Here is a 23,157-nt window from a genome sequence, read left to right on the forward strand (position 1 = left end):
CCAGCACCCCTATGCCATCATGGGCCTTTCCCCCCGCGCCCATGATCGACCTCTCCACCCGCGTCCTCCGGGCCATGATCGCGCTCGACGAACTGCGCCACTTCTCGCTGGCCGCGGAGCGGTGCCACGTCACGCAATCCGCGCTGAGCCAGATGATCGGCAAGCTGGAACGCGACGTCGGCTTGCGCTTGGTGGACCGCGACCGCCGGCGCGTGGTGCTGACGGCGGAGGGCGAGCGCTTCGTGGCGACGGCGCGGCGCGTCATGGCGGAACTGCAGGAGATCAGCGCGGACCTGCGGGACAGCAGCGAGCTGCGCAAGGGCCGCGTCGTCGTGACGGCGCAGCCCTCGCTGGCGGCGCACTGGTTGCCGCCCATCATCAAGGCGTACCAGGCGCTCTATCCCGGCGTGCAGGTGGGCCTGTACGATGCGCCGCCCGAGAAGGCGCTGGAGCAGGTGCGGCAGCGGCAGGCGGACCTGGCGCTGACGGCACGCGGCCCCGGCCTGGCCGGCCTGCAGCACCGGCTGCTGTTTCGCGATCCCTTCGCCGTGGTCTGCCCGGTGGACCACGCGTTCGCGAAGCGCAAGTCGCTCACCATCGCCAACCTGGAGGGCGAGCGCTTCATCCGCCTCATTCGCAGCGGCAGCATCGCGCAGCACCTGGAGCAGGCCATGCGCGAGGTGCACGTCCAGGACTCCGGGCTGGAGGTGGAGCAGGTCGCCACCCTGGCGCAGCTGGTGGCCAACGGGCTGGGCATCAGCATCGTGCCGCTGTCCTCGCTGGCGTACTTCGACCGCAGTCGGGTGGCTGCGGTGCCGCTCAAGGGCGCCGACCTGAACCGCCCCATCTACCTGGTGTGGCCGGCGGCCGCGCAGCTGAGCCCGGCGGCCGAGGGCTTCGTGGCGATGCTGAAGCCGCCCCTGCAGAAACTCTAATCACAGGACAAGGATAATTAATTTTACTTTCGTGGGGGCGTGCGTCACGATGCGCATACATCTGCCGCCCCTGCCTTGCCTTGAACAGCTCCGCTCCCCCCACCGGCCCGCTGGCCGGCCTGCGCGTCCTGGACCTCACCACGGTGATCATGGGGCCCTATGGCACCCGGATCCTCGGGGACCTGGGCGCCGACGTCGTCAAGATCGAGCCGCCCGAGGGCGACACCTTCCGCAACTACGGCCCGCTGCGCCACGAGCAGATGAACGGCTCGGTGCTGAACCTGCACCGCAACAAGCGCAGCGTGCGGCTGGACCTGAAGGACGAAGGCGCGCGTGAAGCGCTGCGCAAGCTGATCGCCGACGCCGACGTGCTGGTGCACAACCTGCGCCCGCAGGCGGCCGCACGCGCGGGCCTGGACTGGGACAGCGTTTCCAGGATCAACCCGCGCATGGTGCTGTGCGCCGCGCGCGGCTTCAGCCAGGCCGGCCCCTACGGCGACAAGGCTGCGTACGACGACTTGCTGCAGGCCGGGTCCGGCTACAGCGCGTTCGTCGAACAGACCACCGGCCAGGCCGGTTACGCGCCGACGGCGTGGTGCGACAAGGTCGGCGGCCAGGCCATCGCCACCGCGGTGATGGGCGCGCTGCTGCACCGCGAACGCGGCGGCAGCGGCCAGGAAGTGGAAGTGCCCATGTTCGAAGTGGCCATCGACTTCATGCTGGTGGAACACTTCGGTCCCGCCGCCTTCGAGCCGGCGCTGGGCCCGGCGGGCTTCAAGCGGCAGCTGGCACGCGACCGCCGGCCGTACCGCACGCAGGACGGCTGGGCCTGCATCCTGCCGTACTCGGACCGCAACTGGAAGGACTTCTTCGCCTTCATCGGCCAGCCCGAACTCGGCGACGACCCGCGCTACCAGAAGCTCACCGACCGCGTGACCCACATCGACAGCCTGTACCGCCTGGTCGCCGAGCACGCGCCCGGCCACACGACGCAGGAATGGGTGGCGTTCTGCGACCGCGTCAGCATCCCCTGCATGCCGGTGCTGCGCATCGAAGACTTGCAGCACGACCCGCATGTGGTCGCCACGTCCTTCATGGCGGTGGCGGAGCACCCGAGCGAAGGCGCCTACCACCTGGTGCAGTCGCCGCTGCGCTTCGGTGCCACGCCCTACAGCCTGCAGCGCCATGCGCCGCGCGTGGGCGAGCACACGGCCGAAGTGCTGCGCGAAGCCGGCGTGAGCGAATCCGAAGTGGCGCGCCTGGCGCACTGAAGCGTTCCCGGGAACGAGAGACCAACGAATGGAGACAGCCATGGGTGATTTCCTCGTCTACGAGCAGGACGGCCCTGTCGTCACGCTCACCATGAACCAGCCGGCCAAGCGCAACCCGCTGACCGGCAACACCGCGGTGCCGGAGCTGCTGGCCGCGCTGGACCGCATCGACGCCGACCGCAGCGTGCGCTGCGTCATCCTCACCGCGAACGGCCCGTCCTTCTCCGCCGGCGGCGACCTGCGCGAGATGCAACGCCAGGCCACGCCCGAAGTCAGCGAGATGGACATCCGCCAGGAGTACCGGCGCGGCATCCAGCGCCTGCCGCTGGCGCTTTTCAACCTCGAAGTGCCGGTGATCGCGGCGGTCAACGGCCACGCCATCGGCGCCGGCCTGGACCTGGCCTGCATGTGCGACATCCGCATCGCTTCCGAGAAGGCGGTGTTCGCGGAAAGCTTCGTCAAGGTCGGCATCATCCCGGGCGACGGCGGGGCGTGGCTGCTGCCGCGGACGGTCGGCCTGGCGCGCGCCGCCGAACTGGCCTTCACCGGCGACACCATCGACGCGCAGCAAGCGCTGGCCTGGAACCTCGTCTCGCGCGTCGTGCCGCACGAACAGCTGCTGCCCGCCGCGCGCGAACTGGCCAGTCGCATCGTCGCCAACCCCGCGCACGCGCTGCGCCTCACCAAGCGCCTGATGCGCGAAGCGCTGCACTCGCGGCTGGACACCGTGCTGGAGCTCTCCGCCGTGTTCCAGGCCGTGTCGCACAAGACGGACGACCATCGCGAGGCTGTCTCGGCCTTCCTCGAAAAGCGCAAGCCGCAGTTCGGGCAGTAAGCCATGGCCGAACTTCTCGACCGACTGCAGCGCGCCGAACTGCCGGCCGCGGCCCAGGCCTTCCGCGCGGAGGTGAAGGACTTCATCGCGCGCGAAATGCCGCCTCTGGGCGCGGACGTGCGGGCCCGGTCCTGGATGGGGTTCGACGCGGCCTTCAGCCGCAAGCTCGCCGCACGCGGCTGGGTCGGCGTGACCTTGCCCAAGGCCTACGGCGGCGCCGAACTGGACGCCTTTCGCCGCTTCGTGCTGGTGGAGGAGCTGCTGGCCGTCGGCGCGCCGGTGGCCGCGCACTGGATCGCGGACCGCCAGAGCGGGCCCCTGATCAACAAGTTCGGCAGCGAAGCGCAGAAGCAGAGCTACCTGCCGCGCATCTGCCGCGCCGAGGTCTTCTTCTGCATCGGCATGAGCGAACCCAACTCCGGCTCGGACCTCGCGAGCATCGGCACGCGCGCGGTGCGCACCGAGCGCGGCTGGGTGCTGAACGGCCGCAAGATCTGGACGACCAACGCTGACAAGTGCGACTACAGCATCGCGCTGGTCCGCACCTCGGGCCTGCCGGCCGACCGGCAGGCGGGGCTGTCGCAGTTCATCGTCGATTTGCGGCTGCCCGGCGTGACGGTGCGGCCCATCGTGGACCTGAGCGGCGACGCGCACTTCAGCGAGATGTTCTTCGACGACGTGCTGCTCGCCGGCGACGCGCTCATCGGCCAGGAAGGCCAGGGCTGGCAGCAGGTCAACGCCGAACTCGCGTTCGAGCGCAGCGGGCCGGAGCGCCTTTACTCCAGCGTCGTTCTGGTCGATGCGTGGATCCGCTGGATGCGCCGCAACGGGCAGATCGAGCAGCATGCCGAAACGCTGGGCCGCCTGCTGGCGCACCTGGCCACCTTGCGGCAGATGTCCATCGCCGTCACTGCGAAGCTGGCCGCCGGCGAGAGCCCGCTGGTCGAGGCAGCGCTCGTGAAGGAGCTGGGGACGACCTACGAGCAGGAGATCCCTTCGATCGTCGAAGCGGCCTTGGGCGCATCGCCCGGCCAGCCGGCCGACCCCGAGCTGCTGCGCGCCGCCGCCTACCTGAGCCACATGGCGCCCACCTTCTCGCTGCGTGGCGGCACCCGCGAGATCCTGCGCGGCATGATCGCGCGCGGCCTCGGCCTGCGCTAGGAGACACGCGAATGTTTGCCGAAGCCATCGCATCGCTGCTGCAGGACCGCTGCACGCCGCAGGCCGTCCGCGCCATCGAGCAGGGCGGCTCGCCGGCCGCCCTGTCCGCTGCCCTGGAGGAATCGGGCTTCCATGAACTGCTGGCGCCCGAGGATGCGGGAGGCGGTGGGGCCAGCTGGCCGGACTTCCACCGCGTCATCGAACTCTGTGGCGCGCATGCGCTGCCGCTGCCGCTGGCGCAGACCATGGCCGCCCGCGCGGTCGTGCGCGCGCAGCCGCTGCCCAATGGCTGGATCACCTTCGCGCCCTGGCTGGTGCGCGAAGCCGATGGTTCGCTGCGCGCCGGCCAGGTGCCGTTCGGCCGCACGGCGTCGCATGTGGTCGGCATGGCGGGCGATGTGGCCTTGTTGTTGCCGGTAGCGGACGCGCGCATGGAAGCGAACGGCGTGTACGGCAGCCTGGCGGCCTCCTTGCGCTGGGAGCCCGACGCCGGCACAGCGCTGGACGTGACGCTGCCGGCCGCGCGGCTGCAAGGCCTGGCGGCGGCGATCCACGCTTCGCTGCTGAGTGGCGCGATGAAGAAGGTGTTCGACCTGGCCATGGGCTACGCCAACGAGCGCGCCCAGTTCGGCAAGCCGATCGGCAAGTTCCAGGCCATCCAGCATCAATTGAGCGTGATGGCCGAACACGTCGCGGCCGCGGCTATCGCGGCGGAGGCGGCGTACCACACGGAAGACCAGGGCCTGCCTGCGTACGCCGCCTGCGCGGTGGCGAAGGCGCGCACCAGCGAGGCCGCGCAGCTGGTCGCCTCGACCGCCCACGCGGTGCACGGCGCGATCGGCGTGACCGAGGAGTACGACCTGCAGCTGTACACCCGCCGCCTGCACGAATGGCGCATGGCCGACGGCTCGGAGACGTACTGGCACCGCGCGCTGGGCGCGCTGTGCGTGCAGCGCAGCGACGCATTGTTCGTGGATCTCGCGCGCGAAGTGTTCGCGTAGTTGCAAGAACATTCCAAAGGAGACATCGATGAATCGCATGACCCGCCGCGCGCTTGCCGGCATTGCAATCGCTTTCGCGGCAGCCACGGCCGGCGCGCAGCAGTACCCCAGCCGCACCATCACGCTGGTCGTGCCTTTCCCGGCCGGCGGCGTCACCGACGTCGTGGCGCGCGCGGTGGCTTCGCGCCTGTCGACCGAGCTCGGGCAGACCGTGGTGGTGGAGAACAAGGCTGGCGCCAGCGGGGTGCCGGGCACCGCCTTCGCGGCGCGGGCCGCGGCCGACGGCTACACGCTGCTGCTGGGGAACATCTCCACGCTGGGCACGAACCCGGCGACCTTCGCCAAGCTGCCCTACGACCCGGCCGCGGACTTCACGCCGGTGTCGCTGCTGGCTTCGCAGCCGCTCGTGATCGCGGTCCATCCCTCGGTGCCGGCGCAGAACCTGAAGGAGCTGGTGGCGCTGGCGAAGGCCAAGCCGGGCACGCTGTCGTTCGGCACCGCGGGCACGTCGATCCAGCTGGCCGTGGAACTGTTCGACAAGATGAACGGCATCAAGATGCTGCACGTGCCGTACAAGGGCAGTGCGCCGGCGATCACCGACCTGGTGGGCGGCCAGATCAACGTGCTGTTCGATCCGATCTCCACGCTCTACCCGATGGTGAAGGCGGGCAAGGTGCGCGGCCTCGGCGTGACGACGAAGCAGCGTTCGCCCGCGGCGCCCGAGCTGCCCTCGGCGCAGGAAGCCGGCACCCCGGGCTACGATGTGAGCTCGTGGCAGGCGCTGGTGGTGCCCGCCGGTACGCCGGCTCCCATCGTGCAGCGTTTGCACGCGGCGGTCGCCAAGGTGCTGGCCATGCCGGAAACGCGCGAGCTGTTCGCCAAGCAGGGCGCCGTGCCCACGCCCACGAGCCCCGAGGAAGCGGGCCAGTACATCCGCTCGGAGCTGGCGCGCTGGAAGGAAGTGGCGCAGGAAGCCGGCGTGAAGCCGGAGTGAGGAACGAAGCATGATCGCCATCGGCACCCGGGCGCGCGCGGAGCAGCGCCGCCGCGTGATCCCCGTCGCGGAGACGACCTTCTACAAGGGCGAATGGATGGAGGCGGGCGAAGACCCGCGGCTGTCGCCGACCGTCTTCCTCGCTGAGCAGCCGCCGAACTACAAGCTGGAGCCGCACTTCCACCGGCAGAACCAGTTCCAGCTGTTCGTGGCCGGCTCGGGCTCGATGGGACCGGTGCGCACGGACCCGGTGACCGTGCACTATGCCGGCGCCTACACGGGCTACGGCCCGCTGCTGTCCGGGCCCGAGGGCGTCCAGTACTTCACGATCCGGCCGGTGTTCGACACCGGCATCATCCCCGCCACGCAGGCGCGCGAGAAGATGGTGCGCGGGCCCAAGCGGCATGCGCAGGTGACGCTGGGCGCACCGTGGGAAGAGGCTGCGCTGGCGGCGCTGAAGGCGCCGGAGGATGCCTTCGCGATTCCTGCCGATCGCGGGCTTGCCGTGCGCCACGTCCGCCTGCCGCCGGGTGCGGCTTGCGAGTTGCAGCACGTGGAGGGCAGCAGCAGCCTGTTCGTGTTCGTGCTGGCCGGCGCGGGAACGGTGGCGGGCGAGGAGCTTTCGCCTTGGGAGTCCGCCTTCGCGACGCGGGACGAACGGCTCACGCTGCAGGCCGGCCCGCGCGGCGCGGAGATCGTGGTGCTGCACGTCCCGCCGACGGAGCCGGAGTACGCGCCTGCGTAGCTTGCTTCGTTAGCGCCAGGCGTGCGCGCCGGCCATCACCACCGGCAGCACCAGTTCCGGAACCAGGTAGCCGATCCAGACTCCGCGCGGTTCCGGCAGCCCCACCTTGCTCATGGACAGCAGCCGCCCGCAACCGGCGACGAACACGCCGCCCGCGATCAGGTAGACGAGCGTGCCTTGCTCGCGCACCGTGACGGCCGCCCAGCCGCAGATCACGCCCATCGCGAGATAGACGCCGGCCATGAAGCGATGCACGTTGTCCAGGCGCGCCGTGGTCTGCGGCTGGCCCAGGATCATCTGCACGGAGCCGCCGAAGATGCCGATCGCGCAGAAGGCGATGAGGCAGAGGCGGACGATGAGTTGGGATGTCGTGAGGTCCATCTGGGCGCGGTGCTTGCTCGACGGACCCGAGCGTAGCCGAGATCCTCAGTTGCCGGAAGCCTCTCGGCACACGGTCTCGAGCGAGACCCCATCGTCCTTGATCGTCCAGCGGATGCCGACCGGCCGCGCAACGGCCCACGCAGGACTGTGCGGTTGCAGCACCAGGCCCGAGCCGGAGACGGAATAGCTGCCCGCCACCACGTCGGCGCGTCCAGCCACGCCGATCGAGAACGCATCCGGATCCTCGAAGGAAATGGCCGCTGCCGGGCCGCGGGCGTGCAGGGACTGCAATTCGATGCGATCCAGCGCGAGTCCATCGCGCGTCTCCCTGGCAAACACGGTTTCGCCCTGGCGCGCGGACGACGTGATTCGAAGCGTCTGGTCGTCGATCCTGGCCTGGATCTCGTAGGCCAGCTCGCCGGATGGCGTCTCGTACACCCATCGCTCGCCGGCTGCCAGGCTGAGCGGTTGCCGCAACACGCGCAGCGTGCGCGACTCGTTGCGAATGGCGGCCATGTGGAAGCCTCGCGTGTAGAAGCCCCGCAGCGCCACGAAATGCGGACCGCGGCGGAATGTTTCGGGGATCGGATAGCGGACACCCGCGATGTGCACGCTCGAATCCGGCCCCGCGACGGCACTCGAGTGGCGCCACATCATCGGCAGGCTGGTGCCGAGCGCGTGCGCGCCAGGGTCCGTCAGGCCGCCTCGCGACGGATCCGGCGGCGACGCACAGGCGACCTTCAGGACGACAAGCCCGTTCGCCAGGGATTCGAAGCGGACTTCGGCCGTCGGCAAGCCGCCTTGCCCGTCGAGCGTGACTTCGATGGCGCGCAGCACCCGCACGCGCTCGGGGCCGGTCTCGCCCTTCAGCAGCGCGGGATCGTTCACGTAGTCGACCTGTACCTGGTCGTGCCGGGTGAGGATGGCGCGAACGGAGTACGTCCCGTCCCCGCGCGCGGAGAACATGGCCTCCACGCACTCGAACTCCGGGTGGCCCGAGAAATAGGCGATCACGTGCCAGTCGTCGTCGACGTACTGGAACGGGATGGGGTTGACCAGGAAGGCGGGGAGGTGGAGCGGCATGGGGAGGAGGAAGATGATGAATGAAGTCTGATTCGATTCCTGAGCAGTGGCAATGCCCTCAGGCCGTATCAGTCGACCTGCGTGAGGTTCCGACCAGCAAGCGCCGCAACGCAAGCCCGCCCGCAATCGCCGCCAGCGCAGCGCCCAGCCAGAGCGCCACGCTCGCGTCACTCAGCACCTCCTCGCCCGGAGAAGCCTTCGTGGCCTCGAGCATCACGATGGTGGTGTTCACCGCGGCATGCAGGGCAATGCAGGGAAGCAGCGAGCGCGAGCGTTCGTACAGCCAGCCAAGCAGCAGCCCCAGCGCGGAGGCAAAGAGGAACTGGTAGACGTTCAGGTGCGCGGCGCCGAACAGCAGCGCCGAATACGAGATCGCTGCCCAGCGTGGGTACTTCTGGAGAAAGGCGCGCAGCAGCACCCCGCGGAACAGCATTTCCTCCAGGACCGGTGCCAGCACGCAGGCCGCGACGACCGTCGGCAGGTTGGCCGCCACCATGCGGGTGAAGGCCTGCTCCTCCCAGCGCGACATCGGGATCAGCTGTTGGACCAGCAGCATCAACTGGTGGTCCAGGAGCAGCACCAGGGGCACCAGCAGGAAGACCGGCGGCAGCAGGAGCAGCAAGGTCACCGGGATGGACGCCTTGGCCGGGTGCACGAGATCGCGATAGCCCATGCCGCGGTAGTGCATGACCGAAACCAGGACGATGCCGTTCGCCAGCAGCACGACCAGCGCTTGCGCCTGCGCCGACGTCACGCCCACGGTGCCGCGGAAGTCGTAGAACAGGACGCCGATGATGTATTCGAGGAGGAAGTTGGCCAGGAGCAGCAAGGCTGCCTGGGCCACCGAAGGGAACTGCTCGTTGTGAGGCGGCATGGCGACAAGTTTGTTTGCCCAGCACTATCCCAGAGATCCTGCTGCCTGCGCAATCGGGATGACGATCCGGCTCGGCCGCGCGCCGCTTTCAGCTTCTTGCGGTACGCAGCCGCGATGCGCGCTTCCTACAGTTCTCCGGCCGCAGCTTGCGGCGCTGGAGAAACCAACATGAAGATCCAACCCTGTGAATGGGCTCGCGCCTGGTTCGGGTGTGCGAGTCTCTCCTTGTTCCTGGCGGCATGCGGTGGTGGTGGCGGTGGCGGCGACAGCGGCGGCACGACCACCACCACCGGCGGCGACACGACGCCGCCGGCGGCCGTCACTCTCTCGGGTGTCGCCGCGCAAGGCGCGGCCATGAGCGGTGCGGCCATGGTGCTGGTGGATGCCACCGGCGCGCAGGTTGCGACGGCCACGGCCGGAACCGACGGCAAGTACAGCCTCACGGTCCCGCCCTCGTCGAAGGCGCCGCTCGTGCTCTCGGCCAGCGATGCGAGCACGACCTACTACTCACCGGTGGCGCAGGCCAGGACGGGAACGGTCAACGTGACCAAGCTCACCAACCTGGTCGCCGCGCAGCTCTCGCCTACCGGCGATCCGTCCAGGCTGTCCGCGCAGGTCGCCGGCGGCATGGCGACCGTCAGCGCCGACAAGGTGCAGGCCGCGGTCGGCGCGCTCGAGCAGGCGCTCGCGCCCTTGCTGCAAAACGTCGGCGACAAGACCGATCCGATTTCCGGAACGTTCGCGGCCGACGGCACTGGCCACGACAAGGTGCTCATGGCCCTCGACGTCGTGATCAACCCGTCCGGCGCCAAGTCCAACATCATGATCACGGTCAAGATGGCCGTGGCCGACGGGACGAGCCCCGCGGGCGTGAGCTTCACGAGCGGCCAGACGCCGCCGGCCCTGCCCGCCGCGGTGGCGACCGCGGTGCTGCCGGCCAGCGACACCGACACCCTGGTGGCCAACTACATGTCGCGCCTGCAGGCCTGCTACGCGCTGCCGCGCACGGTGCGCGTGACCGGCACGACGGCCGCCTCGGTGTCGGCGCCGCAATGCAAGAACATCTTCCTGCACGACGATCCCACGGCCTACGTCTTCAACGGCGCCACCGTCGGTCCGAACGGCGCCTTCCCCGGGCTGTTCCGCGACGGCGCCACGGGCGTGCAGTTCAGCAACCCGCAGGTCTATTACCTCACCAGCGACGGCAAGCTGCTCCTGGGGTGGACCAACACCGGCACGGGCGGGGTGTCGTACAGCACCACCTGGCTCACGCGCGACGCCGGCGTCCTCAAGGCGGTGGGCAACACCAACCCGTACGCCTTCCTGGTGCGGCCCTGGGCGGAGCTGCGCGACTTCTTCAATCGCGAGGACCTGACGTACTGGGCGACCGGCTTCGAGATCAACATCCCGAACTCCACGAGCGGCGGCGTTTCGATCTTCGACCACGTCGTGGTCACGGCGCCTGATGGCACCCAGATCACCATGGCGCCGAACCCGGGCCTGAGCTACCTGCCGGTGCAGGGCACCAGCGGAACCTCGGTGCTGCGCATCGCCGGCAAGTTCGTCAACCCGGCGACCGCCGGCGTCCCGCGCCGGCTCACCACGACCAATGGCGAGAACCTGGCCTGGGCGGGCACGGCGGACTGGACCGACGCACAGGTGATGGCGATCAACAACGTGGGCAGCTGGCGGGCCGACTTCTACCTCGCGGTCAATCCGAACGTCATCGCGGCGACCGAATACGTCCAGACGCTGGAGCGTCCGCTGACGGTGACCGAACTGCAGTCGCGCCAGTGGGCCACGGCGACCGCCGCCGCCCGCGCCGACGTGGTGGCCGGCACCTCCGCCACCGGCAACTTCGCAATGACGGCGGGCGACACGATCCAGCTGGACGTGGCTGGCACGCCGCCGGACTGGTGGACCGTTCCGGCGGGCGCCATTGCGCCGACGCTGGTCCAGGCCCAGGGCTTCGTCGCGAACGCCGGCACGCCCCAGCCGCGCTGGAACGACAACACCAGCGTGAGCAGCCTCGCGCGCACGACGACGATCAACTGCTCCGCGCAGACCTCGAGCGACCTCCATTGCGGCACCGCCGCCGGCACGTATTCGGGCAACACGCGGGTGAACCTGGTGCAGCTGTTCGCCTACGACGCGCGCGGCATGGAGTGGGTGACCAACATCAACACGACCCTGCTCAAGGGCATCCAGTGAGCTGAAATCGCGTGGCCCACCAGCGCGGGGGCCACGCCTAGGACTGCTCGGGCCAGAGCGAGCGCGCGGGGCGGCGGATGAACGACGGGTCGTCGTCCTCGGCCTCGGTCGCCATGGGCAACACCGAGAACAGCATGTCGCAGCCGAACATCTCCTCGTCGCCACCCAGCAGGAATTCGTCGCAGCCGAGGCTGCGCAGGTGGTCGGAGAAGAAGCGCACCTGCCGGTAGCCATCGAGTTCGCCTTCGGCGACCAGGACGCCGTCGCAGGACACGCCGATCTTCAGCGCGAGCCGGTGGGTCGTGGGCAGTTCGCGGGCCATCGCAAAAGCGCGTGTGATGCCCTCGAAGCCGGCCGGGGCGGGGTCGTGCAGCAGCTTCATGGCCGCGACGGTACGCGCGGCGCTGTCCGAGCGCGTGTAGGACAACGCCGCATGAGCGGTTACAGCTGGTGACTACGCTCTCGAATCATTGCGGCTGCAACATTCCCTTGCGCTCGATGAAACGCACCACCTCCTCGAGGCCGGCGCGGGTCTTGAGGTTGGTCATGACGAAGGGCTTGTCGCGGCGCATGCGCTTCGTGTCCGCTTCCATCACGCCGAGGTCCGCGCCCACGTAAGGCGCGAGGTCGGTCTTGTTGATGACGAACAGGTCGCTCTTGGTGATGCCGGGGCCGCCCTTGCGCGGGATCTTCTCGCCGGCGGCGACGTCGATCACGTAGATGGTCAGGTCCGACAGCTCGGGGCTGAAGGTGGCAGCCAGGTTGTCGCCGCCGGACTCGACGAAGACGACGTCGGCGTCGGGGAAGGTCTCCAGCATGCGGTCGATCGCCTCGAGGTTGATCGACGCGTCCTCGCGGATGGCCGTGTGCGGGCAGCCGCCGGTTTCCACGCCCATGATGCGCTCGGCCGGCAGCGCGCCGCTGACGGTGAGCAGGCGCTGGTCTTCCTTGGTGTAGATGTCGTTGGTGATGGCCACCAGGTCGTAGCGCTCGCGCATGGCCTTGCAGAGCATCTCCAGCAAGGTGGTCTTGCCCGAGCCGACGGGCCCGCCTATACCCACGCGCAGCGGGGGCAGCTTCCTGGTTCTGTTGAGGATGTGGTGGAGGACGGCGCTCATGATCGGAACAGGCGGGAGTACTGGGTTTCGTGGCGGGCCGAGAGGATGGCCAGCATCGGGGTGAAGGCTTGCGGCTCGGCTTGCAGCGCGTGGGCCACGGCCTGCGGGATCTCGTCGGCGAGCCGCGCCAGGATGCGCTGCCCCGCCGACTGGCCGAGCGGCACGGACTTGATGGCGGCCTGCATCATGTTCTCGGACCAGCCGAAGGCGTAGGCGAGGAGGGTGGCGCGCAAGGGTGTACCCTGCGCCGCGATTGCGTACGCCACGGGGTAGGTGGTGTTCTTAGGCTGGGTCGCTGCAGGCACTCCAGCTCTCCCGAGCGACTTGGCCCAGTCCCCCAGCGACTTCCCCATCTGCTCGCTCTGCAGCCGGAACTCGCTCGTCTCCCGCGTCTGCCGCACCCACGCATCCATCTCGCCCGCGCGCTGCGGATCGCTTGCGACCTTGGCAACAACTGCAAGATCCCCCCGCGCCAGCGCGAGGTGCAGCTGGTCCACCAGCCAATCCCCCGCGCTCTGCTCGTCGCGCACCAGCCCGGCCTCCACCGCCGCCTCCAGCCCCTCCGAATACGAGAAGCCGCCCACCGGCAAGGCGGGCGAGGCCAGCCACGTCAGCCGCAGCAGCGCGGCGTCAGTGAGAGTGGTGGTCGTGTCCGTGTCCATGCCCGTGGTCATGATCGTGGTGCTCATGGCCGTGTCCGTGTCCGTGCGAGTGCCCGCCCGAAGAAGCGCCATAGGCCCCGGCTTCGGGCTCGAAGGCCTCCTGCTTCTCGTTCACGATCAGGTGCATGGCGCGCAGCATGTCGGCCAGCACGTGGTCCGGCTCGATCTTCAGGTGGTCCGGCTTCAGCTCGATGGGAACGTGCCGGTTGCCCAGGTGGTAGGCCGCGCGCAGCAGGTCGAAGGGCGTGCCGTGCTCGGTGCAATGCGTGATCACCAGCACCGGCTGCGGCGCGCCGATCACGCGGATCATCGAGCCGTCCTCCGCCACCAGCACGTCGCCGCCGCGCACCACGGTGCCGCGCGGCAGGAACACGCCCAGCTGCCGGCCCTGCGAGTCGGTCGTGTCGAACCGGCTCTTCTGGCGCACGTCCCAATCGAGTTCGACGGTGGCGGCGCGCTTGAGGAGGACGGGCGCGAGGCCCTGGCCTTGGGGAAGGATCTTGTTGACGTGGAGCATGTCGCTATTGTCATCGCGAGGGATGACGGGGGCGTCAGAACAGGAAATACCTCTGCGCCATCGGCAGCACCGTCGCCGGCTCGCAGGTCAGCAGCTGACCGTCCGCGCGCACCGCGTAGGTCTGCGGGTCGATCTCCATCTTCGGCAGGTAGTCGTTATGCACCAGGTGCTGCTTGCGCACACGGCGGATGTCCTTCACCGCGCTGATGTTCTTCGCCAGGCCGTAGCGCTCCTTCACGCCCGCGGCCAGCCCCGCCTGCGACACGAAGGTGATCGAGCCGCGATGCAGCGCGCCGCCGAAGCTGCCGAACATCGGCCGGTAGTGCACCGGCTGCGGCGTCGGGATCGAGGCGTTCGGGTCACCCATCGCGGCCATCGCGATGAAGCCGCCCTTGAGGATCAGTGCCGGCTTGACGCCGAAGAAAGCCGGCTTCCAGACCACCAGGTCGGCCCACTTGCCCGGTTCGATGCTGCCCACTTCATGCGAGATGCCGTGCGCGATGGCGGGGTTGATCGTCAGCTTGGCGACGTAGCGCCTGGCGCGGAAGTTGTCGTGGCGCTCGCCGTCGCCCGGCAGCTTGCCGCGCTGCAGCTTCATCTTGTGCGCAGTCTGCCAGCAGCGCAGCACCACCTCGCCCACGCGGCCCATGGCCTGCGAGTCGCTGCTGAACATGCTGATCGCGCCCAGGTCGTGGAGGATGTCCTCGGCCGCGATCGTTTCCTTGCGGATGCGGCTCTCCGCGAACGCCAGGTCTTCCGGGATCGCGGGGTCGAGGTGGTGGCACACCATCAGCATGTCCACGTGCTCGTCCAGCGTGTTCACCGTGTAGGGCATCGTCGGGTTGGTCGACGAGGGCAGGAAGTTGGCCTCGCCCACCACGCGCAGGATGTCCGGCGCGTGGCCGCCGCCGGCGCCCTCGGTGTGGAAGGCGCACAGGCCGCGTCCTTTGGTGGCCGCGATCGTGTTCTCGACGAAGCCGGATTCGTTGAGCGTGTCGGAGTGGATGGCGACTTGCACTTCCATCTCGTCCGCCACGTCCAGGCAGTTGCTGATGGCCGAGGGCGTGGTGCCCCAGTCCTCGTGCAGCTTCAGGCCGATGACGCCGGCCTCCACCTGTTCGCGCAGCGCCTGCGGCAGGCTGGCGTTGCCCTTGCCCATGAAGCCCAGGTTCATCGGGAAGGCATCGGCAGCCTGCAGCATGCGCTCGATGTTCCACGGTCCCGGCGTGCAGGTGGTGGCGAAGGTGCCGGTGGCCGGGCCGGTGCCGCCGCCGAACATGGTGGTGACGCCGGAAGCCAGCGCTTCCTCGATCTGCTGCGGGCAGATGAAGTGGATGTGGCTGTCGATGGCGCCGGCCGTGACGATGGAGCCTTCGCAACTGATGATCTCGGTGCCCGGGCCGATGACGATGTCCACGCCCGGCTGCGTGTCGGGGTTGCCGGCCTTGCCGATGGCGGCGATGCGGCCGCCCTTCAAGCCGATGTCGGCCTTGACGATGCCCCAGTGGTCGATGATCAGCGCGTTGGTCAGCACCGTGTCCATCGCACCCTGGGCATTGGTGCGCTGGGACTGCGCCATGCCGTCGCGGATGGTCTTGCCGCCGCCGAACTTGACCTCTTCGCCGTAGCCGCCGGCACGCAGGGTGTAGTCGTCCTCGACTTCGATCACCAGCTCGGTGTCGGCGAGGCGGATGCGGTCACCCTTGGTGGGCCCGAACATTTCCGCGTAGGCGCGGCGGGGAATGGTGGCCATCAGACTTTTCCTTGCACCAAGCCGCGGAAGCCGTGGATGACGCGGTCGCCGGCGAAGTCCACCAGCTCCACCGTTCGCTGCTGGCCCGGCTCGAAGCGCACCGCGTTGCCGGAAGCGATGTTCAGGCGCATGCCCTTGGCTGCTGCGCGGTCGAACTGCAGCGCGCCGTTGGTCTCGGCGAAGTGGTAATGCGAGCCGACCTGGATCGGCCGGTCGGCGGTGTTCTGCACCGCCAGCGTGACGGTGCGGCGGCCCGCGTTGAGCGCGTGGTCGCCGGCATCGGTGAACAGTTCGCCCGGGGTCATTCAGCAACCTCCATGCTGCGCATTGCGGTATTCGCCCTTGGGGCGGCCCGGCGGGCTCATGCCAGGCGGGCCAGCAGGGTGGCGCCCAGCAGGGCGACGCCGCTTCCCGACACCACCGGCAGCCAGCGATGGCGCGCCAGCACCAGCCGGCCCAGCGCGATGCCGGTAGCATGCAGCAGCGCGGTGGCGAGCACCATGCCGGCGAGCGCGGCACCGCCGCCTTCGGCCAGCTCGAAGCCGTGCGCGGCGCCGTGGAAGAAGGCAAAGCCGCCGGCCAGCGCCGCCGCGGCGGCCAGCGGCAGCCGGCGCTGCGTGGCCACCAGCAGGCCCAGCGCCAGCAGCGAAGCGGCGATCATGGGTTCGACGGCCGGAACCTGCAGGCCGGCGAAGCCGGCCAGCGCGCCGGCGAGCAGCGTCCCGACGAAGGCCGCGGGCGCCAGCCACACCGGCCGCACGGCCAGGGCGCTCCACAAGCCCACGGCGACCATCGCCGCCAGGTGGTCGAAGCCGGTCAACGGGTGCACGAAGCCGGCGAGGAAGCCCGCGTGCGTATGCGGCGTGTCACCGTTGTGGGCCTGGGCGGCGGTGGCGAGCAGGGCGGCCGCAGCCAGCCAGAAGGTTCTTGTTTTCATGGCGGTTCAGACGATGGGTTGATGCACGGTGACCAGCTTGGTGCCGTCGGGGAAGGTGGCTTCGACCTGGATCTCGGGGATCATTTCGGCCACGCCTTCCATGACGTCTTCGCGGGTGAGGACGGTCCGGCCTTCGCTCATGAGTTGCGCGACGCTCCTGCCATCGCGCGCGCCCTCCATGACGGCGGCCGAAATCAGGGCCATCGCCTCGGGGTAGTTGAGCCTGAGGCCACGGGCGCGGCGCCGTTCCGCCAGCAGGGCGGCGGTGAACAGCAGCAGCTTGTCTTTCTCGCGGGGCGTGAGTTCCATGGTGTGAACCATCCTAGTGCAAGTCCCGGGCCAAGGTGAGATTTCCAATGCGGACTTCCGGAAGGCAGGACTTCCGAACGCAAAGGACGCGAAAGCTACGCAAAGGACGCAAAAGAAAATCAAAGGACTTTTTTGCGTCCTTTGCGCCCCTTTGCGTCTTTTGCGTTCGGAAGTCCTGCAGTTCGGAAGCCCGTCTTCCCCGGCACGAAAGATGCAGCTCGGTTGCGTGAGCCAGTCCCACCCCATCCCCCAGCAGGTCGTCAAGGTGCGCCGCGACTACAACAGTTGGGTCGCCAGCGAGACGATGGAGGACTACGCCCTGCGCTACACGCCGCAGCGCTTCCGGCGCTGGTCGGCCTTCCGCGTGGCCAACACCGCTTTCGGCGCGGCGTCCTTCCTGGTGCTGGAGGCCGTGGGTGCGACCTTGCTGGTGCAGTACGGCTTCCTCAATGCCTTCTGGGCGATCCTGGCCACGGGCTTCATCATCTTCGTCGCCGGCTTGCCGATCAGCATCTACGCGGCCCGCTACGGCGTCGACATGGACCTGCTGACGCGCGGCGCCGGCTTCGGCTACATCGGGTCGACGCTCACCTCGCTGATCTACGCCAGCTTCACCTTCATCTTCTTCGCGCTGGAAGCGGCGGTGATGGCCTATGCGCTGGACCTCGCGCTGGGCATCCCGCCCACCTGGGGCTACCTGGCCTGCGCGCTCGTCGTGATCCCGTTGGTGACGCACGGGGTGTCCGCCATCAGCCGCTTGCAGGCCTGGACCCAGCCCCTGTGGCTGGTGATGCTGGTGGTGCCTTTCGCCTTCGTCCTGGCGCGCGATCCTGGTGCATTTGCCGGAATCCTGCACTATGCCGGTGAGAAATCGCAGGCTGGCGGCTTCGAGCTGCACTTGTTTGGTGCCGCCCTGACCGTGGGCATCGCCCTCATCACGCAGATGGGCGAGCAGGCCGACTACCTGCGCTTCATGCCGGCGCGCACCGCGGCCAACCGGCGCGCCTGGTGGGCGGGCGTGCTGGCGGGCGGCCCGGGCTGGGTGGTGCTGGGCGTGGTCAAGATGCTGGGGGGCGCGCTGCTCGCCTACCTCGCGATCAAGCACATGGTGCCGACGGACCGCGCGGTCGACCCGAACCAGATGTACCTGGCTGCCTACGAGTACGTGTTCCCGCACTACGGGTGGGCGGTGGCGGCGACTGCGGCCTTCGTCGTGATCTCGCAGCTGAAGATCAACGTCACCAACGCCTATGCGGGCTCGCTGGCCTGGTCCAACTTCTTCTCGCGCGTCACGCACAGCCACCCGGGCCGCGTGGTGTGGGTGCTGTTCAACACGCTCATCGCCTTCATGCTGATGGAGATGAACGTGTTCGAGGCGCTGGGCGACGTGCTGGGGCTGTACTCCAACATCGCCATCGCCTGGATGATGGCCGTGGTGGCCGACCTGGTGGTGAACAAGCCGCTGGGGCTGTCGCCCAAGGGCATCGAGTTCAAGCGCGCCTACCTGTACGACATCAACCCGGTGGGCGTGGGCGCGATGGCGCTGGCTTCGGCGGTGTCCATCAGCGCCTACCTGGGCGTGTTCGGGCCCATGGCGCAGGCGTTTTCGGCGTTGATTGCGATGGGCGTGGCGTTCGTGGCCGCGCCTCTGATCGCGTGGGGGACGAAAGGGCGGTATTACATCGCGCGTGGCGCCGACAGCGACGCCCGTAGGGTGCGCAGCTCCGCTGCGCACCTCGCGACGCAACGCTGCGTCATCTGCGAGCGCGATTACGAAGGCCCCGACATGGCCCACTGCCCGGCCTACCGCGGACCGATCTGCTCGCTGTGCTGCACGCTCGACGCGCGCTGCGGCGACCTGTGCAAGCCGCAGGCGAGCCTGTCCGCGCAGTGGTCTGGCGCGCTGCGGGCGCTGCTGCCGCGCCGTGCCTGGCCTTACCTGGATACCGGCCTGGGCCACTTCCTGCTGTTGATGCTGGTGATCGCGCCATTGCTGGCGGCGCTGTTCGGCTTGCTGTACCACCAGGAGATGGCCTCCGCCGTGCCGGGCGGCGAGCCGGGCTGGATGGCGCACGGCACCTTGCGCGCCACCTTCGTCAAGGCTTACTGCGCGCTGCTGGTGGTGGCGGGCATCGTCGCCTGGTGGCTGGTGCTGGCGCACAAGAGCCGGCAGGTGGCGCAGGAGGAATCCAACCGCCAGACCCACCTGCTGCTGCGCGAGATCGAGTCGCACCGCCAGACCGACGCCGCGCTGCAGCAGGCCCGCATCGCCGCCGAACAGGCGAACCAGGCCAAGAGCCGCTACATCAGCGCCATCAGCCACGAGCTGCGCACGCCGCTCAATGGCATCCTGGGCTACGCGCAGCTGATGGGCGAAGACGCTTCGATGCCGGCGCACCGCAAGCACGCCATCAACGTCATCAAGCGCGGCGGCGAGCACCTGCTGTCGCTGATCGAAGGCACGCTGGATATCGCCCGCATCGAGTCGGGCAAGCTGACCTTGAACGTGAAGCCGATGCGCTTCGCCGATTTCGTCCACGAGATGGCCGGCCTGTTCGAGCTGCAGGCCGCGGCCAAGGGCCTGGCCTTCCGCTTCGACACCGAGGGTGCGGTGCCGGAGGTGGTGCGGGCCGACGAGAAGCGGGTGCGGCAGATCCTCATCAACCTGCTGGGCAACGCGATCAAGTTCACGCAGCAGGGGCAGGTGGTCTTCCGCATGCGGCACGCGCGCGAGATGGCGCTGGTCGAGGTGGAAGACACCGGCCCGGGCCTGGCGCCGCAGGAACTGGCGCAGATCTTCGATCCCTTTGCGCGCGGCAGCAGTGCCGCGGGCAGTTCGGTGCCGGGCGCCGGCCTGGGCCTGACCATCGCCAAGATGCTGACCGACCTGATGGGCGGCGAGTTGATGGCCACCAGCACGCCGGGCGTCGGTTCGGTGTTCCGCGTGCGGCTGTTCCTGCCCGAGGTGCACGGCACGCCGGCCCGGCCGGTACAGGCGCCGCCGCGCCGCGGCTACGCGGGCGCGCGCCGCAAGATCCTGGTCGTCGACAACGAGGAAGCCGACCGCGAGCTGCTGGTGCACCTGCTGGAGCCGCTGGGCTTCGAGCTGCGCACGGCCGCCAGCGGCCACGATGCGCTGGACCTGCTGGCCGCGGGCCTGCGGCCCGACGCGATCTTCATGGACCTGGCGATGCCTGGCATCGACGGCTGGGAGACCATCCGCCGCCTGCGCCGCATGGACTTGCAGGCGGCGATTGCGGTGGTCTCCGCCAACGCCTTCGACAAGGGCCTGGACAACGATGCCGGCATCCGGCCCGAAGATTTCGTGTTGAAGCCCGTGCGCCACAGCGAGCTGCTGGACTGGCTGGAGCGGCGTCTCGGACTGGCCTGGCTGCACGAGCCGAAGGCGGTGGAAACACCGAAGACGGCGGCGAGCGAGTGGACCTGGCCGCGCGCCGACCTGCTGGCGCCGCTGCAGCAGGCGGTGCAGCTCGGTTGGTACCGCGGCATCCTGAACCAGCTGGATGCCATCGATGCGGCCCAGCCCGAATGTGCGGCCTTCAGCGCCGCGCTGCGCGAGCAGGCGCGCCAGTTCCAGTTCGAAGCGATCGGCCGCGCGCTGGCCATGGAAGGAGAGACGCGATGAACGCCATGCTGGACCCCGTGCGTGAAGCGAGTGACGTGGTGCTCGTGGTCGACGACGTGCCGGACAACCTGTCGGTGCTGCACGACGCACTCGACGAATCCGGCTACACCGTGCTGGTGGCCACCAGCGGCGAAGCCGCGCTGCAGCGCGCCGCGCAGGCGCTGCCGGACATCGTGCTGCTGGACGCGATGATGCCGGGCCTGGACGGTTTCGAGGTCGCCAAGCGCCTGAAGGCCGGCGCCGCCACCGCGCACATCCCGATCATCTTCATGACCGGCCTCACCGACACCGAGCACCTGGTGGCGGCGCTGGAGGCGGGCGGCGTCGACTACGTCACCAAGCCGATCAAGCCCAAGGAGGTGCTGGCCCGCATGGGCGTGCACCTGCAGGGCGCGCGCCTCGCGCGGCAGACGCGCAACGCGCTGGACGCCTTCGGCTACGCCAGCTTCACGGTGCGCGCGAGCGACGGCCGCCTGATGTGGCAGACGCCGCTGGCGCGCACGCTGCTGCAGGACTACTACGGCACGGTCGCGCCGCAGACGCCGGCGGCCATCCTCGACTGGCTGCGCCGCCACCTCGCCGACGCCGAGCGCCAGATCGAGCCGCCGCGGCTGTGCGCCGAACTGGGCGCGCGGCGGCTGTCGATCCGCCTGCACCAGCAGACCGGCGACGACGACTGGCTGATCGTGATGCGCGAGGTGTCGGACGCGGCGATCATCGAGTCGATGTCGCTCGCCTTCAAGCTGACGGCGCGCGAGGCGGAAGTCTTGTACTGGGTGGTCAAGGGCAAGATCAACCGCGACATCGCCGACATCGTCGGCGCGAGCCCGGCCACGGTGAAGAAGCACCTGGAGCGGATCTTCGCCAAGCTGGGCGTGGAGACACGCACTTCGGCCGCCGGCATGGCGATGAACCGCATCCGGCAGTTGCACCCGCAGTTCGAGGGTTGACCGCGGCCCCGCGTTTGGCGACAAATGCGGGATGGACCTCTCCACCGACTACGTCGTCCCCGTCCTGGCAGCCATTGCCGGCGCCTTTGCCAAGGCGGCCTATCCGGACCTCAAGGCCTTCGTGCTGGGCAAGCGTGGCATCAGCGGCACGTGGACGCTGGTGGGCAGCGAGATCAAGGACGCGCAAGGCAACTGCGCGCTGTTCGAGGAAGCGCTGAAGCTGCGCAACAACGACCGCGTGCTGAAGGCGAAGAGCGAGGTGGGCGACTTCGTCCGCGAGTACAGCGGCTTCACCAACGACGAATACCTGGCGCTTGCCTACAACTCGCGCGGCGGCCCGGGGACGGGCAGCATCGTCGCCAGGGACCCCAGCGGCACCAAGAAGGTGTTCGTAGGCTACTGGCAGGGGCTGGACTGCACGCTGCCCGAAAAGCGGCTCGTGAAAGGTCCGGCCATTCTCGTGCGGGGTACTGCGGGCAGCGCCGAAGTGCAGAACATGCGCAACCGCTTCAGCGCGTTCCTGGCGCAGCGTTGCGAAGTCGTCGCGACGCCGCCTTTCAACCCGTAGGCTGGGTTCGCGGAGCCCTGCGACGCGACCCCAGCTCAGGTGCTCCCGCGCACCACGACTTCGAAGCCCACGTCGATGGCGCTCTGCGCCGGCGCCTGCCTTTGCATCAGCCCCAGCAGCATGCGGGCCGCGGCGGCGCCGATCTCGCCGCGGCGGGTGCGCACGGTGGTGAGCGGCGGCACCATCTGGTCGCTGCCGGTCAGGTCGTTGAAACCGGCCACCGCCACCTGCGCGGGCACCTGCACGCCCAGCCGCAAGGCGGCGGTGAGGGCGCCCTGGGCCAGGTCGTCGTTGCAGAAGAAGATGGCGTCGACCTTCGGCGTCTGCGCCAGGATCTGCTCGAACATCTGGCCGCCCAGCGCCATCGACGAAGGCGCGGGGTTCATCCACTCCAGCTTGGGGTCGTGCAGGCCCTGCTTCTGCAGCTCGCCGCGCCAGCCATCGCGCCGCTGCAGCGTGCGCGGGTCCAGCTGCGCGGCGGCGAAGGCGATGCGCCGCCGGCCGCGTTCCAGCAGGTGGCGGGTCAGCGCCGACGCCGCCTCGCGCTGCGAGAAGCCGACGCTGTAGACGCCTTCTTCCTCCGAGGTCTCCATCACGTGCACGCAGGGCACGCCGCTGTCGGCGATGAGCGCGCGGGCCGCCGTGCTCTGGTCGAAGCCGGCCAGCACCAGGCCGGCCGGCCGGTGCAGCAGCTGCTCGCGCAGCAGCTGTTCCTCTTCGCTCTTGTCGTAGTGCGTGATGCCGATCAGCGCCTGGTAGCCGGCGGGCCGCAGGGTGCGCTGCACCTCCTCGATGACGTCGACGAACAGCGCGTTGGACAGTGCGGGCACCAGCACGCCCACGTGGGAGCCGTGTTGCGAAGCCAGCGCGCGCGCGGCCGGGTCCGGCACATAACCCAGCTTGCGTGCCGCCGCCTGCACGCGGGCTATCAGTTCGGGCGCGACCCGCCGCTCGCCGCGCAGCGCGCGCGACACCGTGATCGGGCTGACGCCGGCGCTGTGCGCGACGTCGTTCAGCGTGATGCGGCCGGTGGCGCGGCGGCCACGGGGCGGTAATGAATGGGTCATACGGGTAAGTCCCTAGCCGATGCTGGTTTAGGATAGCGGTATCCAAGTGCAGGCCCGTTCGGGACTTTACCTGCACCAGCCTGTCGCATTTTCCCCTTTGTTGTACCCGTTGTCCTCTTCTTCTTGTTTTTCGCCGCAA

Annotated in this window: 23 protein-coding genes; 11 read left to right on the top strand and 12 right to left on the bottom strand. The window is 69.1% G+C overall.

Going from position 1 to position 23,157, the window contains the following annotated elements:
- Nucleotides 1–41 precede the first annotated feature (41 nt).
- The 7 genes from HHL11_RS07175 (at nt 42) to HHL11_RS07205 (ending at nt 6,942) form a co-directional block, all read left to right on the top strand.
- Nucleotides 42–935, top strand: a complete 894-nt coding sequence (locus HHL11_RS07175; protein WP_169417725.1) for a LysR substrate-binding domain-containing protein — start codon at nt 42–44, stop codon at nt 933–935.
- A gap of 80 nt (nt 936–1,015) precedes the next feature.
- Nucleotides 1,016–2,206 (top strand): CaiB/BaiF CoA transferase family protein, encoded by a 1,191-nt coding sequence (locus HHL11_RS07180; protein ID WP_240980023.1) that lies wholly within the window; start codon nt 1,016–1,018, stop codon nt 2,204–2,206.
- A gap of 40 nt (nt 2,207–2,246) precedes the next feature.
- Nucleotides 2,247–3,041, top strand: a complete 795-nt coding sequence (locus tag HHL11_RS07185) for a crotonase/enoyl-CoA hydratase family protein (protein WP_169417726.1) — start codon at nt 2,247–2,249, stop codon at nt 3,039–3,041.
- A gap of 3 nt (nt 3,042–3,044) precedes the next feature.
- Nucleotides 3,045–4,202 (top strand): acyl-CoA dehydrogenase family protein, encoded by a 1,158-nt coding sequence (locus HHL11_RS07190; protein ID WP_169417727.1) that lies wholly within the window; start codon nt 3,045–3,047, stop codon nt 4,200–4,202.
- Nucleotides 4,203–4,213: 11 nt separating this feature from the next.
- The gene (locus tag HHL11_RS07195; RefSeq protein ID WP_169417728.1) at nt 4,214–5,203 is read left to right on the top strand and encodes an acyl-CoA dehydrogenase family protein; all 990 of its coding nucleotides are present in this window, start codon (nt 4,214–4,216) and stop codon (nt 5,201–5,203) included.
- A 28-nt stretch (nt 5,204–5,231) separates the two neighbouring features.
- The gene (locus HHL11_RS07200) at nt 5,232–6,197 is read left to right on the top strand and encodes a Bug family tripartite tricarboxylate transporter substrate binding protein (protein ID WP_169417729.1); all 966 of its coding nucleotides are present in this window, start codon (nt 5,232–5,234) and stop codon (nt 6,195–6,197) included.
- A 10-nt stretch (nt 6,198–6,207) separates the two neighbouring features.
- The gene (locus HHL11_RS07205; protein ID WP_169417730.1) at nt 6,208–6,942 is read left to right on the top strand and encodes a cupin domain-containing protein; all 735 of its coding nucleotides are present in this window, start codon (nt 6,208–6,210) and stop codon (nt 6,940–6,942) included.
- Between the two features lie 9 nt (nt 6,943–6,951).
- On the opposite strand, the gene HHL11_RS07210 is transcribed toward HHL11_RS07205, so the two are convergent.
- From HHL11_RS07210 to HHL11_RS07220, 3 genes are read right to left on the bottom strand one after another with little or no spacing between them, the layout of a single operon-like run.
- Nucleotides 6,952–7,323, bottom strand: a complete 372-nt coding sequence (locus tag HHL11_RS07210; protein ID WP_169417731.1) for a DUF4345 domain-containing protein — start codon at nt 7,321–7,323, stop codon at nt 6,952–6,954.
- A gap of 45 nt (nt 7,324–7,368) precedes the next feature.
- A complete protein-coding gene (locus HHL11_RS07215) occupies nt 7,369–8,406 on the bottom strand; it encodes a hypothetical protein (RefSeq protein WP_169417732.1) in 1,038 nt (345 codons plus the stop codon).
- A gap of 58 nt (nt 8,407–8,464) precedes the next feature.
- Complete coding sequence (locus tag HHL11_RS07220; RefSeq protein ID WP_169417733.1) at nt 8,465–9,280, bottom strand: CPBP family intramembrane glutamic endopeptidase; 816 nt, start codon at nt 9,278–9,280, stop codon at nt 8,465–8,467.
- A 168-nt stretch (nt 9,281–9,448) separates the two neighbouring features.
- On the opposite strand from HHL11_RS07220, the gene HHL11_RS07225 reads away from it, so the two are divergent.
- Nucleotides 9,449–11,491 carry a hypothetical protein gene (locus HHL11_RS07225; RefSeq protein ID WP_169417734.1) on the top strand — a complete coding sequence of 681 codons (2,043 nt, stop codon included), beginning with the start codon at nt 9,449–9,451 and terminating at the stop codon, nt 11,489–11,491.
- 37 nt (nt 11,492–11,528) lie between these two features.
- On the opposite strand, the gene HHL11_RS07230 is transcribed toward HHL11_RS07225, so the two are convergent.
- From HHL11_RS07230 to HHL11_RS07265, 8 genes are all read right to left on the bottom strand, one after another.
- The gene (locus HHL11_RS07230; RefSeq protein WP_169417735.1) at nt 11,529–11,873 is read right to left on the bottom strand and encodes a hypothetical protein; all 345 of its coding nucleotides are present in this window, start codon (nt 11,871–11,873) and stop codon (nt 11,529–11,531) included.
- Between the two features lie 85 nt (nt 11,874–11,958).
- Nucleotides 11,959–12,609 carry an urease accessory protein UreG gene (gene ureG / locus HHL11_RS07235; RefSeq protein WP_169417736.1) on the bottom strand — a complete coding sequence of 217 codons (651 nt, stop codon included), beginning with the start codon at nt 12,607–12,609 and terminating at the stop codon, nt 11,959–11,961.
- On the bottom strand, nt 12,606–13,298 hold the full coding sequence (locus tag HHL11_RS07240) for an urease accessory protein UreF (RefSeq protein ID WP_169417737.1): 693 nt from the start codon (nt 13,296–13,298) through the stop codon (nt 12,606–12,608). Before HHL11_RS07240 ends, ureG begins: the two co-directional genes overlap by 4 nt.
- Nucleotides 13,240–13,788: an urease accessory protein UreE gene (gene ureE / locus HHL11_RS07245; RefSeq protein WP_169417738.1), complete on the bottom strand. Its 549-nt coding sequence runs from the start codon at nt 13,786–13,788 to the stop codon at nt 13,240–13,242. The genes HHL11_RS07240 and ureE overlap by 59 nt, the downstream gene beginning before the upstream one ends.
- A gap of 34 nt (nt 13,789–13,822) precedes the next feature.
- Nucleotides 13,823–15,541 (bottom strand): urease subunit alpha, encoded by a 1,719-nt coding sequence (gene ureC, locus HHL11_RS07250; RefSeq protein ID WP_169417739.1) that lies wholly within the window; start codon nt 15,539–15,541, stop codon nt 13,823–13,825.
- On the bottom strand, nt 15,541–15,846 hold the full coding sequence (locus HHL11_RS07255; protein ID WP_169417740.1) for an urease subunit beta: 306 nt from the start codon (nt 15,844–15,846) through the stop codon (nt 15,541–15,543). The genes ureC and HHL11_RS07255 overlap by 1 nt, the downstream gene beginning before the upstream one ends.
- Before the next feature lie 56 nt (nt 15,847–15,902).
- A complete protein-coding gene (locus tag HHL11_RS07260) occupies nt 15,903–16,478 on the bottom strand; it encodes a HupE/UreJ family protein (protein ID WP_169417741.1) in 576 nt (191 codons plus the stop codon).
- A 6-nt stretch (nt 16,479–16,484) separates the two neighbouring features.
- Nucleotides 16,485–16,787: an urease subunit gamma gene (locus HHL11_RS07265; RefSeq protein WP_169417742.1), complete on the bottom strand. Its 303-nt coding sequence runs from the start codon at nt 16,785–16,787 to the stop codon at nt 16,485–16,487.
- A gap of 211 nt (nt 16,788–16,998) precedes the next feature.
- Between HHL11_RS07265 and HHL11_RS07270 the strand changes: the two genes are divergently transcribed.
- Genes HHL11_RS07270 through HHL11_RS07280 form a run of 3 tightly spaced genes read left to right on the top strand, consistent with a single transcriptional unit; the run spans nt 16,999 to nt 21,951 of the window.
- The gene (locus HHL11_RS07270) at nt 16,999–20,433 is read left to right on the top strand and encodes a hybrid sensor histidine kinase/response regulator (protein ID WP_169417743.1); all 3,435 of its coding nucleotides are present in this window, start codon (nt 16,999–17,001) and stop codon (nt 20,431–20,433) included.
- Entirely contained in the window at nt 20,430–21,383 is a 954-nt protein-coding gene (locus HHL11_RS07275; protein WP_169417744.1) for a response regulator, read from the top strand. The genes HHL11_RS07270 and HHL11_RS07275 overlap by 4 nt, the downstream gene beginning before the upstream one ends.
- A 31-nt stretch (nt 21,384–21,414) precedes the next feature.
- The gene (locus HHL11_RS07280; RefSeq protein ID WP_169417745.1) at nt 21,415–21,951 is read left to right on the top strand and encodes a hypothetical protein; all 537 of its coding nucleotides are present in this window, start codon (nt 21,415–21,417) and stop codon (nt 21,949–21,951) included.
- A 35-nt stretch (nt 21,952–21,986) separates the two neighbouring features.
- Here the strand turns inward: HHL11_RS07280 and gntR are convergent, their stop codons facing one another.
- Entirely contained in the window at nt 21,987–23,018 is a 1,032-nt protein-coding gene (gene gntR, locus HHL11_RS07285) for an HTH-type transcriptional regulator GntR (protein WP_169417746.1), read from the bottom strand.
- Nucleotides 23,019–23,157: the final 139 nt, after the last annotated feature.

Source organism: Ramlibacter agri, from assembly GCF_012927085.1.
GTDB classification, from domain to species: domain Bacteria; phylum Pseudomonadota; class Gammaproteobacteria; order Burkholderiales; family Burkholderiaceae_C; genus Ramlibacter; species Ramlibacter agri.